Origin of the sequence: Micrococcus porci, assembly GCF_020097155.1 — a bacterium.
Taxonomy (GTDB): Bacteria; Actinomycetota; Actinomycetes; order Actinomycetales; family Micrococcaceae; genus Micrococcus; species Micrococcus porci.
On sequence record NZ_CP083691.1, the window covers coordinates 2,034,924 to 2,050,508 of the forward strand.

Genomic DNA, 15,585 nt, shown 5'->3' on the forward strand with positions numbered 1-15,585 from the left:
CACAGCCCTCTCACGGTGAATGCGGGGCGGTTTTCCACGGGTTACCGTTGTCCATGACGTCCGGGCGCTCCGCGGCGCGCCGTCGGACCTCGACCGGACGTGCCGCGCCATTCCGGACCCCTCCGATCCGACCGCCGAGGGGCCCTCCTGCGTCCGAACCCGGCCCGCTGACCAGGAGTATCACCGCATGGAACACATCTCAGGACGCCCGCTCACCCGCCGCGGCACGCTGCTGGGGCTCGGCGGCGCCGGGGTCGCCGGGGCGCTGGGCCTGACGGGCTGCTCCTCCGCGCAGACGACCTCCGCTCCGCAGACCTCGGCGTCTCCGTCGTCCTCCCCCGTCGCGGCGACGGGGATCGAGGACCTCGCCGTGGGCCAGGACGCCGTGGTGCGCGCGTCGCTGACGACCGCCTGGCTCAAGCCCGACGTGGACCGTGGCTGGACGGACGAGCCCGTCACCCAGGCCGACCCCCGGCCTGACGAGTGGCTCCCCCGCATGGACGACACCCTGCAGCGGGGGCTGCTCGGCCGCAGCGACACCCAGGCGGCCCTCGGCTCCCGCGTCACCGTGCGCGAGCTCTCCGGGGACTGGGCGAGGGTCAGCTTCCTGGACCAGGCCGCGCCGAACGACTTCGGCCACCAGACCAGCTGGGTGCCGCGCGCCCACGTCGTGCGCGATCTCGGCTTCCTCTCCGCCCAGCAGGCCGACGGGGCCCCGATCATGCGCGTGACCGCGCACAGCACCGGGGTATACGAGGGCGAGGACATGGAGAAGACCCTCGTGGTCGTCCCCCTCGGGACGCGCCTGCCGCTGCTGGAGGAGGGCGACGAGGCCTCGAAGGTCCTGCTGCCGGACGAGCGGGAGGGTTGGATCGCCGCCGCGGACACGGCCGTGGGCGAGCCCGCCCTCGGCACGGCCGAGCAGGTCTTCGAGACCGCGCGCTCCTTCGAGGGCACGCCGTACCTATGGGGTGGCATGAGCCGGTTCGGCATCGACTGCTCCGGCTTCACCTACACGGTGCTGCGCGCGCACGGCATCCTGCTGCCCCGCGATTCCGGTCCTCAGCTCTACGACTCGGGACTTCCCAGGGTGGCCGCCGACGACCTCACCCCGGGCGACCTGCTGTTCTACTCGCACGTGCCCGGGGGCCGGCGGATCCGCCACGTCGCCCTGTACCTCGGCAAGGGGCGCGGCATCAACGCCCCCTTCGTGGGGCGCCCGGTCACCGTCGAGACGCTGGAGCAGCTCAACGCGAAACACGACTACGCCGGCGCGGTGCGCCCCCGGTACGCCCAGGCCTGACCGCCCCACGGGCCGGTGTTCCCTCGAGGTCGGACGACGACGGCCCCGGGACCACATCGTGTGGTCCCGGGGCCGTCGCCCACGGTGGACCCAGAGGGATTCGAACCCCCGACCTGCTCGGTGTAAACGAGACGCTCTGACCGGCTGAGCTATGGGTCCCGGCCGCACCGTCCGGACCGCGGACGGCACCCGCCCAGCCTAGCGCCGCCGACCGAGCGCGCCCTCCGCAGCCCGCCGGTGCGCCTGCGCCGTGCGGGGTCCGCCGGGCTCCCCGGGGCGGACCCGGACCAGCTCGGTCCCCGACTCGTCCACGAGGACGGAGACGCGTCGCGGGCGGCCCGTGGTCTCGTCCAGCAGGCCGAACCGGGCGGCCGCGGCACCGTGGGGCCAGAAGTCCGAGAGCAGCACGCACTCCGCCGGCAGGCCCGTCCGGTCGGCGACCTCTCGGAGGACGGGGGCGGCGTCGCAGGAGACCACGCGCAGGCCCACGTCCTCCGCGGCGAGCTCGACGGCCAACGGCCCCAGCCAGGCGAGCTCCCCCGCACAGACGGGGGTGAACGCCCCGGGAAGGAACACCAGCCAGGCGGCGCGCTCCCCCGAGACCACGGGCGGCCACGGCCAGGGCGTGCCGTGGATGTCCCGCAGGGCCGGCTCAGCCACCGCGCTTCTCGAGCCGCACGGCGGCCCAGTCCGCGCTGCCGCCGGCGCCCGTCGTGACGTGCAGCCCTGCCGTGGCGGCGGCCTCCGCGACGTCCGTGGGGCTCACGTGCCCGGGGCGGCCGTTGCGGGGCGTCATCAGCCAGACCGGGCCCGCGTCGAGGGAGCGCTGGGCGTCCACGAGCGCGTCCGTGAGGTCCGAGACGTCGCCGTCGTCCGTCCGCCACCAGAACAGCACCGCGTCCGCCGGCTCCTGGTCCTCCTCGGTGAGCAGCTCCTCGCCCAGGGCGTCCTCGAGCGCGTCACGGAAGTCGAAGTCGATGTAGTCGTCATACCCCCACTCCTGGACGAGCTCTCCTGCGGTCAGGCCGTAGGCGTCCAGCAGCTCCTGGTGCGTCGAGGTCCCGTCCGACGGGGTCTCCATGCGCGCGCTCCTCCTTGAGACGAGGACGGGGCGGAGCGGGTCTCCAGCGCCGTCCGGTGCGGGTGACACGCACCACCATACGCCGTGGCCCTCCGGACAACGGGGCCCGGACGCGGGCGCGCAGCCCCGTGCGCCATTAGGCTGGCCGACGACGCGTACCGCTGCCGGCGACCGGCCGCAGGCGCGAGCGGCCGGCCGGGCCTCACCGGCGGACCGCAGGACACCCCGCGGAGCACCCCTCCGCACGAGACCCCAGGAGGCACCGTGAGCGCAGCCGAAGAGAGCTCGCAGATCGTCAGCGGTCTGACCAGCCAGCGCCCGGACAAGGACCCGCAGGAGACCGCCGAGTGGATCGAGTCGTTCGACGGGCTCGTCGACGAGCGCGGCACGGAGCGCGCGGAGTACATCATGCGCTCGCTGATGCAGCGCGCCGGCGCCAAGTCCGTCGCCCTGCCGCACGTGACCACCACGGACTACGTGAACACGATCCCGGCCGACCAGGAGCCCGAGTACCCGGGCGACGAGGAGCTGGAGCGCCGCTACCGCAACTACCTGCGGTGGAACGCCATGGCCCTCGTGCAGCGCGCCCAGCGCGACGCCGTCGGCGTCGGCGGCCACATCTCCTCCTACGCGGGCCAGGCGACCCTCTACGAGGTGGGCCTGAACCACTTCTTCCGCGGCCAGGACCACCCGGGCGGCGGCGACCACATCTTCTTCCAGGGCCACTCCTCGCCGGGCAACTACGCCCGCGCGTTCCTCGAGGGCCGCCTGACCGAGGAGGACCTCGACGGCTTCCGCCAGGAGAAGTCCCGCCAGGGGCACGCCCTGCCCTCCTACCCGCACCCGCGGATGATGCCGCACTTCTGGCAGTACCCCACCGTGTCCATGGGCCTGGGGCCGATGAACGCCATCTTCCAGGCGCAGACCAACCGGTACCTGCACAACAACGGCATCAAGGACACCTCCGACCAGCACGTGTGGGCCTTCCTCGGCGACGGCGAGATGGACGAGCCCGAGTCGCGCGGCCAGCTGCACGTCGCGGCCAACGACAAGCTCGACAACCTCACCTTCGTGGTCAACTGCAACCTGCAGCGCCTCGACGGCCCGGTGCGCGGCAACGGCAAGATCGTCCAGGAGCTGGAGTCGTACTTCCGCGGCGCCGGCTGGAACGTCATCAAGGTCCTCTGGGGCCGCGAGTGGGATCCGCTGCTGGAGGCCGACGACGAGGGCGAGCTCGTGCGCATCATGAACGAGACGCTCGACGGCGACTACCAGACCTACAAGGCCGAGTCCGGTGGCTTCGTGCGCGAGCACTTCTTCGGCCGGTCCTCCGTCACCAAGGAGATGGTGGCGGACATGACCGACGACGAGATCTGGGGCCTCAAGCGCGGCGGCCACGACTACAAGAAGGTCTACGCCGCCTACAAGGCCGCCATGGAGCACAAGGGCCAGCCCACCGTGATCCTGGCCCACACCATCAAGGGCTACGGCCTGGGCAAGTCCTTCGAGGGCCGCAACGCCACCCACCAGATGAAGAAGCTGACGGTGGACGACCTCAAGGTGTTCCGGGACCGCCACCGCATCCCGATCTCGGACGAGCAGATCGAGAAGGACCCGTACAACATCCCGTACTACCACCCGGGCGCCGACGCCCCGGAGATCACGTACATGATGGAGCGGCGCAAGGAGCTGGGCGGCTTCGTGCCGGAGCGCCGCAGCACGTACCACCAGATCCCGCTGCCGCCCGAGTCCGTGTACAAGCAGGCCCGCAAGGGATCGGGCAAGCAGCAGGCCGCCACCACCATGGCGTTCGTGCGCCTGCTCAAGGACCTGATGCGGGACAAGAACATGGGACCGCGCTTCGTGCCGATCATCCCGGACGAGGCCCGCACCTTCGGCATGGACTCGTTCTTCCCGACCGCGAAGATCTACAACCCCAAGGGCCAGAACTACCTGTCCGTGGACCGGGACCTGTTCCTGTCCTACAAGGAGTCCCCGCAGGGGAAGATCTACCACGTCGGCATCAACGAGGACGGCGCCACCGCGGCGTTCAACGCGATCGGCACGGCGTACTCCACGCACGGCGAGCCGATGATCCCGGTGTACATCTTCTACTCGATGTTCGGTTTCCAGCGGACCGCGGACAACATCTGGGCCGCAGGCGACCAGCTCGCGCGCGGCTTCATGATCGGCGCCACCGCGGGGCGCACCACCCTCGCCGGCGAGGGCACCCAGCACATGGACGGTCACTCCCCCGTCCTGGCGTCCACGAACCCGGCCGTGAAGCACTACGACCCGGCGTACTCGTACGAGATCGCCCACATCGTGCGCCAGGGCCTGGAGGACATGTACGGCGACCACGAGGACGGCGACGCCCGCCGCAACGTCATCTACTACCTGACGGTCTACAACGAGCCGATCACCCACATCGAGGAGCCCGAGGGTCTCGACGTGGAGGGCCTGCTCAAGGGCATCTACCGTCTCTCCGAGGGCCAGGGCGACGGCCCGAAGGTCCAGCTCCTGGGCTCCGGCGTCTCCGTGCCGTGGGCGCTCGACGCCCAGAGGATCCTCTCCGAGGAGTGGGGCGTGAACGCCTCCGTGTGGTCGGTGACCTCCTACAACGAGCTGTACCGCGACGCCGTCGCGGCGGAGAAGGACGCCCTGAAGGACCCGTCCGCCACTCCCCGCGTGCCCTACGTGACGCAGGCGCTGCAGGGGGCCGAGGGCCCGATCGTGGCCACCTCGGACTACTCCACCTCGTGGACGAACCAGATCCGCCCGTTCGTGCCGAACCGCTTCTCGGCGCTCGGCGCCGACGAGTTCGGCTTCGCGGATACCCGCGCCGCCGCCCGTCGGTACTTCCTCATCGACACCCACTCGATGGTGGTCCGCGCGCTGCAGCTCCTCGAGGAGGAGGGCGGGGTCGAGCGGGGCACGGCCGCGAAGGCGCACGAGAAGTACCGCCTGGACGACGTCACCGCCGGCACCACCGGCATCGCGGGCGGCGACGCCTGATCCCCCCGGCCCGGCTCGCCCGCTGAGCCCGACGACGGCCGGTCGCCTCCCCTGCGGAGGCGGCCGGCCGTCGTCGTCCCCCGTGTAGGAATGCCACAACCGCCCCTAGGATGTGGCGCATGCCCGCTCCCCGCCCCTCCGCCCCCCGCAGGGTCAGCGCCGACGGACTGGCCCGCCTGCGCGCGCACCTGGGGACGTTCAACACCGCCACCCTGCGTCGGCTGGACGAGACCCTGCCCTGGTACCGGGAGCTCACCCCGGACGAGCGCAGCGCCCTGGGGCTCATCGCGCAGCGCGCCCTGCAGGGGTTCATCACCTCGTTCGAACGGCCGCAGACCACCACGGTGGACGTGCTGCGCGACGTGTTCGGCCAGTCGCCCACGGAGCTGACCCGGGCGATCTCCCTGCACCGAGCTCTGCAGCTGATCCGCACGATCGTCGACGTCGTGGAGACCGGGGTGCCGGACGCCGTCTCCGAGGCCGACCAGCCGGTGGTCGCGGAGCACGTGCTCCACTACTCGAGGGAGATCGCGTTCGCGATCGCCGACGTCTACGCCCGCGCCGCCGAGCTGCGCGGCGCCATGGACTCCCGGCTCGAGGCCGTGCTCCTGGACGCCGTGCTCCGCGGCCAGGAGCCGGACGAGATCCAGCACCGCGCCACCGCGTTCGGCTGGCGCGGCGGGGACGGCGTGATGGTGATGGCCGGCTCCGCGCGCGACGGCGCCACCGCCGCGTTCCTGCCCGGGCTCCGCCGCGACGCCGCCCGCCTCCAGTGCGAGCTGCTGGTGGGCGTGCAGTCCCGGCGCCTGGTGCTCGTGGTGGGGTCCGTGAGCGACCCCGACGCGGTGGCGGAGGCGCTGCTGCCCTGGTTCGCGGACGGGCCGGTGATCGTCGGCCCGGTCGTGGACTCCCTGCTGGAGGCGCACGTGTCGGCGCACCATGCGCTGGCCGGGCTCGGCGCGGCGGCCGCGCACCCGCGCGCCGGCCGCCCCGCCCGCTCGGACGACCTGCTGCCCGAGCGCGCCCTCGCCGGGGACGCGACCGCGTGCGCGGCGCTCGTGGACGGCGTCTACGCCGCCCTGGCCGACGCCGGGCCGAGCCTGCTCGAGACCGTGGACGTCTACACGGCGTGCGGGCACTCCCTCGAGGGGACGGCCCGCGAGCTGTACGTCCACGCGAACACCGTCCGGTACCGCCTGCGGAGGGCCGCCGAGGTGACGGGCTGGGACCCGCAGCGGCCCCGGGACGCCTACGTGCTGCAGACGGCGGTGGCGCTCGGCAGGCTGTCCGAGGGGGCTCCCCGGTTGTAGAATCCCTCCAAAGCGCGCGTCGGAGGTTCGGCGCCCGCACGGGCGCCGCCGGACGGTCCGGCCTGCCAGAGTGGAGACCATGCTTGCGATCGTCTGCCCCGGACAGGGCTCCCAGACCCCCGGCTTCCTCGCCCCCTGGCGCGAGCTGGAGGGCGTGCCCTCCCTGCTGGACCGCCTCTCCGCGGCCGCCGGCGTGGACCTGACCGCGCACGGGACGGTCTCGGACGAGGAGACGATCAAGGACACCGCCGTGGCCCAGCCGCTCATCGTGGCGGCCGGCCTCGTCGCCGCGGACGTGCTGGGCCTGGACGCGCTCGCCCCCGACCGCGTGCTCGCCGCCGGCCACTCCGTGGGCGAGATCACCGCCGCCGCCGTGGCGGGCGTGCTCTCCCCGGAGGACGCCCTCGCGCTCGTGCGGGTGCGTGCCACCGGCATGGCCGAGGCCGCGGCCGCCACCCCCACGGGCATGGCCGCCGTCGTCGGCGGGGACCAGGACGAGGTCCTGGCGGCCGTCGAGGCCGCGGGCCTCACGCCCGCGAACGTGAACGGGGGCGGTCAGATCGTCGCGGCCGGCACCCAGGACGCGCTCGACGCCCTCGCGGCGCAGCCCCCGGCCCGCGCCCGGGTGATCCCGCTCAAGGTGGCCGGGGCGTTCCACACGGAGCACATGCGCCCCGCCGTGGACGCGCTCGCCGCCCACGTCACGGGCCTCTCCCCCGCCGACCCCCGCCTGACGCTGCTCTCCAACCGCGAAGGCGCCGCCGTGGCCTCCGGAACCGAGGTCCTCGAGCGCATCGTGAACCAGGTGACCCGCCCCGTCCGCTGGGACCTCTGCATGGAGGCCATGGCGGAGCGCGGCGTCACCGGCATCATGGAGGTGCTGCCCGGCGGCACCCTGGCCGGCCTCGCCAAGCGCGGCCTCAAGGGGGTCCCCTCGCTGGCCGTGAAGGCCCCGGACGACCTCGACGCCGCCCGCGCCTTCATCGCCGAGCACACCGCCTGACGCCCTCCCGCGCCGCATCGTCACAGAGAAGAGCACCATGACCGTCACCCTGAAGCAGCACGAGCGTCCCGCCGGCAGCCGGATCGTGTCCGTCGGCGCCTACCGCCCCGCCACCCTCGTCCCGAACGAGGACCTGGTCGGGCCGATCGACTCGTCCGACGAATGGATCCGCCAGCGCACCGGCATCGTCACCCGCCAGCGGGCCACGCCCGAGGAGACCGTCGTCACCATGGCTGTCGGCGCCGGCCGGGAGGCCCTCCAGCGCGCCGGGCTGGAGGCCTCCGACCTCGGCGCGGTCGTCGTCGCCACCGTGACGTTCCCCTACCCGACCCCGTCCGCCGCGGCCGCCGTGGCCGACGCCCTCGGCGCCACCCCCGCCCCGGCCTACGACATCTCCGCGGCCTGCGCGGGCTACTGCTACGGCGTGGCGCAGGCCGACGCCCTCGTGCGCGCCGGCTCCGCGCAGCACGTCCTCGTGGTGGGCGTGGAGCGGCTCTCCGACTTCATCGACCCCACCGACCGCTCGATCTCCTTCCTGCTGGGCGACGGCGCCGGCGCCGTGGTGGTCTCCGCCTCGGACGAGGCCGGGATCGCGCCCTCCGTCTGGGGCTCGGACGGCTCGCGCTGGAGCACCATCTCCCCCACCCGCTCGCTCCTGGACCTGCGCGCCGAGGTGGAGCACGCCCGCGAGACCGGGGACGCCTCGGCCATCATCGGCGCCGAGGAGATGCTGTGGCCGACGCTCCGCCAGGACGGCCCCTCCGTCTTCCGCTGGGCCGTGTGGTCCATGGCGGAGAAGGCGCGGGAGGCGCTCGACGCCGCCGGTGTTGAGCCGGAGGACCTCGCCGCCTTCATCCCCCACCAGGCCAACATGCGGATCATCGACGAGTTCGCCAAGCAGCTGAAGCTGCCGGAGTCCGTCGTCGTCGCCCGGGACATCGCGGAGGCCGGCAACACGTCGGCCGCCTCGATCCCGCTGGCCATGCACAGACTGCTACAGGAGCACCCGGAGCTCTCCGGGGGCCTCGCCCTGCAGATCGGCTTCGGCGCCGGGCTGGTCTACGGCGCCCAGGTGGTGCGCCTCCCCTGAGGCCCCGCCGGTCTGATTCACTGACCACGTACACCCGTACACCCATCACCCCCATCTGAGAAGGAGACGCCCCATGGCTTCCAAGGAAGAGATCCTCGCCGGCCTGGCCGAGATCGTGAACGAGGAGACCGGCCTCGAGACCGCCGACGTCCAGCCGGAGAAGTCCTTCACCGACGACCTCGACATCGACTCGATCTCCATGATGACGATCGTCGTGAACGCCGAGGACAAGTTCGGTGTGAAGATCCCGGACGAGGAGGTCAAGAACCTCAAGACCGTCCAGGACGCCGTCGACTTCATCGACCAGGCCCAGGCCTGATCCCCACGGCGCGCTCGGCGCGCCGCCCCGGGCGGAGTCCGGGGACGCGGCCGGCGGGCTGAGCCCCGCCGGGCGTCCCCGGACCGCCTCGCCCTCCGGGGCCCCCGAACCTCTCCCACCCCACTCGAACGACAGCGAGGACACCGTGACCCGCACCGCACTGATCACCGGACTGGGCGCCACGACGCCGATCGGCGGCGACGTGCCCACGTTCTGGGCCAACGCCCAGAAGGGCGTCTCCGGCGCCGCCACGATGCAGCACGAGTGGGTGGAGCAGTACGACCTGCCCGTGACCTTCGCCGCGGAGCTGGCCGTGCCGACCTCCGAGGTGCTCTCCAAGGTGGAGCTCAAGCGCCAGGACCCCAGCACGCAGATGGCCACGGTCGCCGCGCGTGAGGCGTGGGCCGACGCGGGCCTCGCCGACGCGGACGTGGATCCCGAGCGCCTGGCCGTGGCCATGGGCACCGGCATCGGCGGGGTGTGGACCATCCTCGACGCGTGGGACGCCCTTCGTGAGCGGGGGCCGCGCCGCGTGATGCCCATGACGGTCCCCATGCTCATGCCCAACGGCGCGGCCGGCGCGCTGTCCCTCGAGTTCGGCGCCCGCGCGGGCGCCCGGACCGTGGTGGCGGCCTGCGCCGCCGGCACCGAGGCCCTGGACACGGCCCTGACGCTGATCCGGACCGGGCAGGCCGACGTGGTGCTCTGCGGGGCCACCGAGGCGGCGGTCCACCCCATGCCGATGGCCGCGTTCGCGGCCATGCAGGCGCTGTCGAAGCGCAACGACGACCCGCAGTCCGCCTCCCGCCCCTACGACGTGGACCGCGACGGCTTCGTGCTGGGCGAGGGCGCCGGCGTCATGGTCGTGGAGTCCGAGGAGCATGCGGCCGCCCGCGGCGCCCGCGTGTACGCCCGCCTGGCCGGCACCGGGGTCACCTCCGACTCCCATCACATCACCGCCCCCGAGCCCGAGGGCCTGGGCGCCACCCGCGCGATGCGCCGCGCCCTGGCCGACGCCGGGCTGCGCCCGGAGGACGTGGGCCACGTCAACGCCCACGCGACCTCCACCCCCAAGGGCGACGCCCCCGAGTACCTCGCGATGAAGGCCGTCTTCGGCACCGGACTCGACGACGTCCTGGTCTCGGCGACCAAGTCCCAGACCGGCCACCTGCTGGGCGCCTCCGGCGCGATCGAGTCCATCCTCTCGGTGCTGGCCGTCCACCACGGCGTCGCCCCCGTGACGATCAACCTGGAGAACCAGGACCCGGAGATCCCCCTCAATGTGGTGACCGGCACCCCGGCTGCCCTGCCGGCGGACCGTCGAGTGGTCGTGAAGAACTCCTTCGGCTTCGGCGGGCACAACGCCGTGGCCGTGTTCACCGGAGTCTGACCGGCCGCCACGGTGTCCGCGGCGGCGGGCACGTGGGGCGCCCCGCTCAGCCGGCCCGGTGGAGCCAGCGGACCGGCGCACCGGCGGCGGCCCGGCGGAACGGCTCCAGCTCGTCGTCCCAGGCCTCCCCGAGGGCGAGGGACAGCTCGTGGACCAACACGGTCGGGTCTCCTCCGCCGGCCTCGTAGGCGTACCGGATGCGCTCCTCGGAGACCATGATGTTGCCGGAGACGTCCGTGGTCGCGTGGAACACCCCCAGCTCGGGGGTGTGGGACCAGCGCGAGCCGTCGACGCCCGCCGACGGCGTCTCCGTGATCTCGAAGCGCAGGCCCGGCCACCGGCGCAGCGCCGACGCGAGCCGTGCCCCCGAGCCCTGGGCGGCGGACCAGTGGAGTTCGGCGCAGACGGTGCCGGCCTCTGCGGGCTGGTCGCGCCAGTCCACCGGGTCGCCCGGGCCCAGGACGGAGGTGAGCGTCCACTCCACGTGCGGGCACACCGCCGTGGGGGCGGAGAGCAGGTGGACCACTCCGTTCGTGGTGATGTCGGGCATGGGGCCTCCGGGTCTGGCCGCGCGCCGCGTCCGGCGGTGCGGCGGCACCTGACGGGCGTCCGGTCCGGTCATTGTCCCGGACGTCGGCCTGCGCGGCAACGGTGGGGCGGGCGACACGCCGACCCTGGGGGCGGTCAGGCCCGCGGATGGGCCCGCCGGTAGCCGTCCCTGAGGCGGTCGACGGAGACGTGGGTGTAGCGCTGGGTCGTCTGGAGGGACGAATGACCCAGCAGCTCCTGGACGGAGCGCAGGTCCGCCCCGCCGTCCAGGAGGTGGGTGGCGGCGGTGTGGCGCAGGGCGTGCGGGCCGCGGGCCGCGGTGTCCCCGAGGCGTTCGAGGGCGCGGTCGACGGCGCCGCGCAGGACGCGCACGTCGGCCCGGCCCCCGCGGGCGCCCAGCAGCAGGGCCACGCCGGAGTGCTCGGTGGCGAGCACCGGGCGGGCGACCCGCAGCCAGCGCTCGACGGCGGCGGCTGCGGGGGCGCCGAAGGGGACGGTGCGCTGGCGGTCTCCCTTGCCGGTGAGCCGGGCCGTGCGCCGGTCGAGGTCGAGGTCGTCCACGTCGAGCGCGGCGACCTCGGCGACGCGGGCCCCGGTCGCATAGAGCAGCTCGAACAGGGCCACGTCGCGGGCCGCGAGCGCCGCGCCGTGCAGGTCATCGGCGCGTCGGGCCTCGTGGACGCGTTCCTCGGCGGCCTGGAGGAGCCGCTGCGCCTGCTCTGCCTGGAGGACCTGCGGCAGCCGGGAGTCGGGTGCCGGCGCGCGCAGGCGAAGCGTGGGGTCGTCGGGGCGCAGGCCGGATCGGTGGAGCCACCCGAGGAAGGTGCGGGCGGCAGCGACGCGGCGGGCCACGGTCGCGCGGGAGAGGCCTTGGTCGCGCATCCGCGCGAGCCATCGGCGCAGGTCCTCGAGGTCGACCTCGGCGAACGCGTCGGCCCCGTCGTCCGTGACGTGGGCGGCCAGGTGGCGCAGGTCGGCCAGGTAGGCGCGGACGGTGCGGGGCCTGCGACCGCGCTCGTGGAGGAGATGCTCGGCGAACGCCTCGAGCCATGCCTCATCCCGGGCGGAGGCCGGTGGCAGCGGCGCCCCCGGGGCGTGGTGGGCGTGGGGCGGGTGCATGCCCTCCACTGTGCCATCCGTCGGGGGCGCTCCCCCACCGTGCGGCTCACTCCGGTGCCCGGCGCCAGAGGTCGCCTCGGCGTTCGGCCAGCCGCCGGCCCTCCAACCGGGTGAGGACGGCGAGCACCGTGGGGAGGGCGAGCCCCGCGGAGGAGGTCAGGTTGTCCACGGGGACGGCACGCCGCAGCGGCAGTGCCTCGTGGACGAGCAGCTCCTCCACGGTGAGCCCGTCCGTGGGCCGTCCGGGGCTGCGCGAGGCCTCACCCCGGGTGGTCGTGGCCGGGGAGGCTGCCGGCGGCTCCCCGGGTCGGGGCGGTTCCAGCAGTGTCAGGGCCTGCGCGGGGTCGGCGATCAGCCGGGTCGGCCCCTCCTGCAGGAGGCGGTGGCACCCGGCGGAGGAGGGCGAGGTCACCGGGCCCGGGACGGCGCCCACCTCGCGGCCGAGGCCGTGCGCGTGGCCCGCAGTGTTCTGGGCGCCGGAGCGCCAGCGGGCCTCGACCACCACGACGGCCCCGGAGAGCGCGGCGATGAGCCGATTGCGGTGCAGGAACCGGTACCGGGTGGGCGTGGCGCCGGGAGGCATCTCGGAGAGGAGCAGCCCCTCCTCCATGACGGCGCGCAACAGGCGTTCGTGCCCGGCGGGATAGAACCGGTCCAGCCCCCCGGCGAGGACCGCGACGGTCGGCGGCACTCCGGGTGCGGCGTCGTCGTGGGATCCGGGTCCGGAGCGCCGACCGGCGGCCGCGGCCGTCTCGAGCGCCGCCTCGTGGGCGGCCCCGTCGATGCCGTAGGCGCCCCCGGAGACGATGCACACGCCCGCCGCGGAGGCGCATGCGACGACGTCCCGGGTGACCTGCCGCCCGTAGGCAGTCGCCTCCCGGCTGCCCACGACGGCGAGGGCCCGGGGCAGGGGTGGCAGGGTGCCCCGCCCGCGGAACCACAGGCCCACGGGCGCGGCGTCGCCGAGATCGTCCAGACCCGCCGGCCAGGCCGGGTCCTCCGGGATGAGCAGGCCCCCGCCGAGCCGGTGGAGTGCGACCAGGTCCCGCACGGGGTCCAGCCGCGCTGACCGGGGCGCCCAGCGGGCGAGTCCGGCGCTCCACCGCCGGGCGAACGCGTCCTGGCCCAGCCGGTCGGCGAGGAGGTCCCGTTCTGCCGCCTCGATCCGCGCCGCGCCGGTGAGAAGCGTGAGCGCGCGCTCAGGGCCGAGCGCGGCGACGGTGGCGAGCGCGAGGTCGTCCCCGGGCTCCACGAGCCGGGTGAGGGCGGCCCGGGCGACCCGCGGGCCGTCCGGGCGGGCGTTCTGCGCGGTCTCCCCCGCGGTGGTCATCGGTCCTCCTCCGATCGGATCCGCAGCTGCAGGGCGATCTCGACGTCCTGCGCTTCCGGGCAGGAGGCCCCCCGCAGGTCGGCCAGCGTCCACGCCAGGCGCAGCACCCGGCCGTGGCCGCGGGCACTGAGCTCGCCGCGATCCACCGCGCGGTCGGCGGTGGCGCGCGCCTCCGGGGGGACGGCGAAGCGGCCGGAGCGCAGCAGGGCGGCGGGCACATGGGCGTTGCGGCACACCCCCGGCGGGAGCGATCCCTCGCGGGCCGCCGCGGCCCAGCGCGCATCCTGCGCTGCGACGGCGGCGGCCACCCGGGCGGCGACGGCGCGACTGGGCTCGGCCTCCGGGGCGGCGGCCAGCTGGTCCGCCCGGACGGGACGGACGGAGACCTGCACGTCCACACGGTCCAGCAACGGGCCGGAGAGCCGAGCGGCGTACTTGCGCCGCTGCAGCGAGGTGCACCGGCAGTGGGCGCCCGTCCCGGAGCCGAAGCCGCACGGACACGGGTTCGCCGCCAGCACGAGCTGGAACCGCGCGGGGTAGGCGACCGAGCCGTGCGCCCGGTGGACGATCATCTCCCCCGACTCCAGAGGCTGGCGCAGGGCGTCCAACGCACGGCGCTCGAACTCCGGCGCCTCATCCAAGAAGAGCACCCCGCCATGGGCCAGGGACACGGCGCCCGGGCGGCCGAGTCCGGTGCCACCCCCGACCAGCGCCGCCATGGAGGCCGAGTGGTGGGGCGCCTCGAAGGGCGGCGTCCGGCGCAGCCCCCGCGCGGACGGCTCGAGGCCGCGCAGCGAGCGCAGGGCGGCGGTCTCCAGTGCGGTGCGGTCGTCGAGGGGCGGGAGGATCCCCGGGAGCCGCTCGGCGAGCATCGTCTTGCCCGCGCCCGGCGGTCCGGACAGCAGCAGGTGGTGTCCCCCGGCGGCGGCGACCTCGAGCGCGAAGCGTGCCTCGGCCTGCCCGGCGACCTCGGCCAGGTCCGGGACCGGCCCCGAGGGGCCCTCCTGGCCGGCGGCCGGCCCCCGCCCGGCCGTGCCGGAGGGGCCCGAGGGGCGGGCCACGGACGCGTCGGGGCGGCCGCCGAAGGCGAGGATCGCCTCGTGCAGGTGCGCAAACCCCCGCACCCGCGCGCCGGGGACCAGCTCGGCCTCCGCCACGGCGTCCGCGGCCACCACGACGCGGTCGTGTCCCGCGTCCACGGCGGCCATGACCATCGCCACGGTCTCCGGGGCGCGGTGCAGGGTGCCGTCCAGGCCCAGCTCAGCGAGGAAGACGGGACCGTCCACGCCCTGCACCCGCCCGTCCGCGGCGTAAGCGGCGAGGACGATGGCAAGGTCGTGTGCGGCGCCGCGCTTGTGCACGCCGGCCGGCAGCAGGTTCACCGTGAGGTGGCGCCGGGTCAGGGGCAGGCCGGCGTTGCGGGCGGCCGAGCGGATGCGGTCCCGGCTCTCCTGAAGTGCCTGGTCCGGCAGCCCCAGCAGCGTGAACCCGGGCAGGGACTGGGCGATGTCCGCCTCCACGTCCACCACGGTGCCCCGCAGGCCGGTCAGGGAGATCGAGCGCGTGCGTCCGATGCCGCTCACGGCCGCACGTCCTGCACGAGGTCGAAGTGCACCCCGCCGGTGCGCGGGACGAGCACGGCGACGGCGTCCACCCGCCACTGCTGCGAGCGCAGCGGCCGTCCCTCCCGGGCTGCCGCCTCGCGCACCCACGCCGCGGTGAGCCGGTGCAGCCGCAGCAGCTTGCGGCGTCCGATCGCCTCCAGCGGGTCCCCGTAGGCCAGACCCGAGCGGGTCTTCACCTCGACGCCCACCCACCACGGCCCATGCCGGGCGACGAGGTCCAGCTCACCGTCCTCACCGCGCCAGTTGCGGGCCACGATCTGGTAGCCGCGCTCCGCGAGCCAGCGTGCTGCCGCGTCCTCGCCGTACCGGCCCAGCGCCGTGTGTGCCGTGCTGCCGCGCCGGGCGGCGGGCGTCGTCGTCGTCGTGTCCAGGGGGACCACCTCCTGGCCCCATGCTGGCCGCCGCCGCACCGTCCACGGGGGCGGGATCCGGCAATGTGGGGGACGGACCG

At 74.6% G+C, this 15,585-nt stretch carries 14 protein-coding genes and 1 tRNA gene; 7 read left to right on the forward strand and 8 right to left on the reverse strand.

What is annotated here, in order from left to right; translation table 11 throughout:
- Positions 1-187 precede the first annotated feature (187 nt).
- Positions 188-1,303 (forward strand): C40 family peptidase, encoded by a 1,116-nt coding sequence (locus KW076_RS09615; RefSeq protein WP_224355129.1) that lies wholly within the window; start codon positions 188-190, stop codon positions 1,301-1,303.
- A gap of 85 nt (positions 1,304-1,388) precedes the next feature.
- Here KW076_RS09615 and KW076_RS09620 read toward each other — a convergent pair.
- The 3 genes from KW076_RS09620 to KW076_RS09630 all read right to left on the reverse strand — a co-directional run bounded on the left by KW076_RS09620 (position 1,389) and on the right by KW076_RS09630 (position 2,384).
- A tRNA-Val gene (locus KW076_RS09620) sits at positions 1,389-1,462 on the reverse strand.
- Between the two features lie 39 nt (positions 1,463-1,501).
- Complete coding sequence (locus tag KW076_RS09625) at positions 1,502-1,963, reverse strand: redoxin domain-containing protein (RefSeq protein ID WP_224355130.1); 462 nt, start codon at positions 1,961-1,963, stop codon at positions 1,502-1,504.
- Entirely contained in the window at positions 1,956-2,384 is a 429-nt protein-coding gene (locus tag KW076_RS09630; RefSeq protein ID WP_224355131.1) for a DUF3052 domain-containing protein, read from the reverse strand. The genes KW076_RS09625 and KW076_RS09630 overlap by 8 nt, the downstream gene beginning before the upstream one ends.
- Positions 2,385-2,648: 264 nt before the next feature.
- Between KW076_RS09630 and aceE the strand changes: the two genes are divergently transcribed.
- The 6 genes from aceE (at position 2,649) to KW076_RS09660 (ending at position 10,511) form a co-directional block, all read left to right on the forward strand.
- A complete protein-coding gene (gene aceE, locus KW076_RS09635) occupies positions 2,649-5,399 on the forward strand; it encodes a pyruvate dehydrogenase (acetyl-transferring), homodimeric type (RefSeq protein ID WP_224355132.1) in 2,751 nt (916 codons plus the stop codon).
- A gap of 119 nt (positions 5,400-5,518) precedes the next feature.
- Positions 5,519-6,709 carry a PucR family transcriptional regulator gene (locus KW076_RS09640; RefSeq protein WP_224355133.1) on the forward strand — a complete coding sequence of 397 codons (1,191 nt, stop codon included), beginning with the start codon at positions 5,519-5,521 and terminating at the stop codon, positions 6,707-6,709.
- Positions 6,710-6,788: 79 nt separating this feature from the next.
- Entirely contained in the window at positions 6,789-7,712 is a 924-nt protein-coding gene (locus tag KW076_RS09645) for an ACP S-malonyltransferase (protein WP_224355134.1), read from the forward strand.
- Positions 7,713-7,749: 37 nt separating this feature from the next.
- Positions 7,750-8,802 (forward strand): beta-ketoacyl-ACP synthase III, encoded by a 1,053-nt coding sequence (locus tag KW076_RS09650; protein ID WP_224355135.1) that lies wholly within the window; start codon positions 7,750-7,752, stop codon positions 8,800-8,802.
- 73 nt (positions 8,803-8,875) lie between these two features.
- Positions 8,876-9,121, forward strand: coding sequence for an acyl carrier protein (locus KW076_RS09655; protein WP_224355136.1), 246 nt, complete (start codon positions 8,876-8,878; stop codon positions 9,119-9,121).
- A gap of 145 nt (positions 9,122-9,266) precedes the next feature.
- The gene (locus KW076_RS09660) at positions 9,267-10,511 is read left to right on the forward strand and encodes a beta-ketoacyl-[acyl-carrier-protein] synthase family protein (RefSeq protein WP_224355137.1); all 1,245 of its coding nucleotides are present in this window, start codon (positions 9,267-9,269) and stop codon (positions 10,509-10,511) included.
- 46 nt (positions 10,512-10,557) lie between these two features.
- Here KW076_RS09660 and KW076_RS09665 read toward each other — a convergent pair whose 3' ends face one another.
- The 5 genes from KW076_RS09665 to KW076_RS09685 all read right to left on the reverse strand — a co-directional run bounded on the left by KW076_RS09665 (position 10,558) and on the right by KW076_RS09685 (position 15,514).
- Entirely contained in the window at positions 10,558-11,061 is a 504-nt protein-coding gene (locus KW076_RS09665) for a DUF3145 domain-containing protein (protein WP_224355138.1), read from the reverse strand.
- Positions 11,062-11,195: 134 nt separating this feature from the next.
- Entirely contained in the window at positions 11,196-12,179 is a 984-nt protein-coding gene (locus KW076_RS09670; RefSeq protein ID WP_224355139.1) for a tyrosine-type recombinase/integrase, read from the reverse strand.
- Positions 12,180-12,225: 46 nt separating this feature from the next.
- Positions 12,226-13,509 (reverse strand): DNA-processing protein DprA, encoded by a 1,284-nt coding sequence (locus tag KW076_RS09675; protein ID WP_224355140.1) that lies wholly within the window; start codon positions 13,507-13,509, stop codon positions 12,226-12,228.
- Complete coding sequence (locus KW076_RS09680) at positions 13,506-15,092, reverse strand: YifB family Mg chelatase-like AAA ATPase (RefSeq protein WP_224355141.1); 1,587 nt, start codon at positions 15,090-15,092, stop codon at positions 13,506-13,508. The genes KW076_RS09675 and KW076_RS09680 overlap by 4 nt, the downstream gene beginning before the upstream one ends.
- Entirely contained in the window at positions 15,089-15,514 is a 426-nt protein-coding gene (locus tag KW076_RS09685) for a YraN family protein (RefSeq protein ID WP_370643460.1), read from the reverse strand. Before KW076_RS09685 ends, KW076_RS09680 begins: the two co-directional genes overlap by 4 nt.
- Positions 15,515-15,585 lie beyond the last annotated feature (71 nt).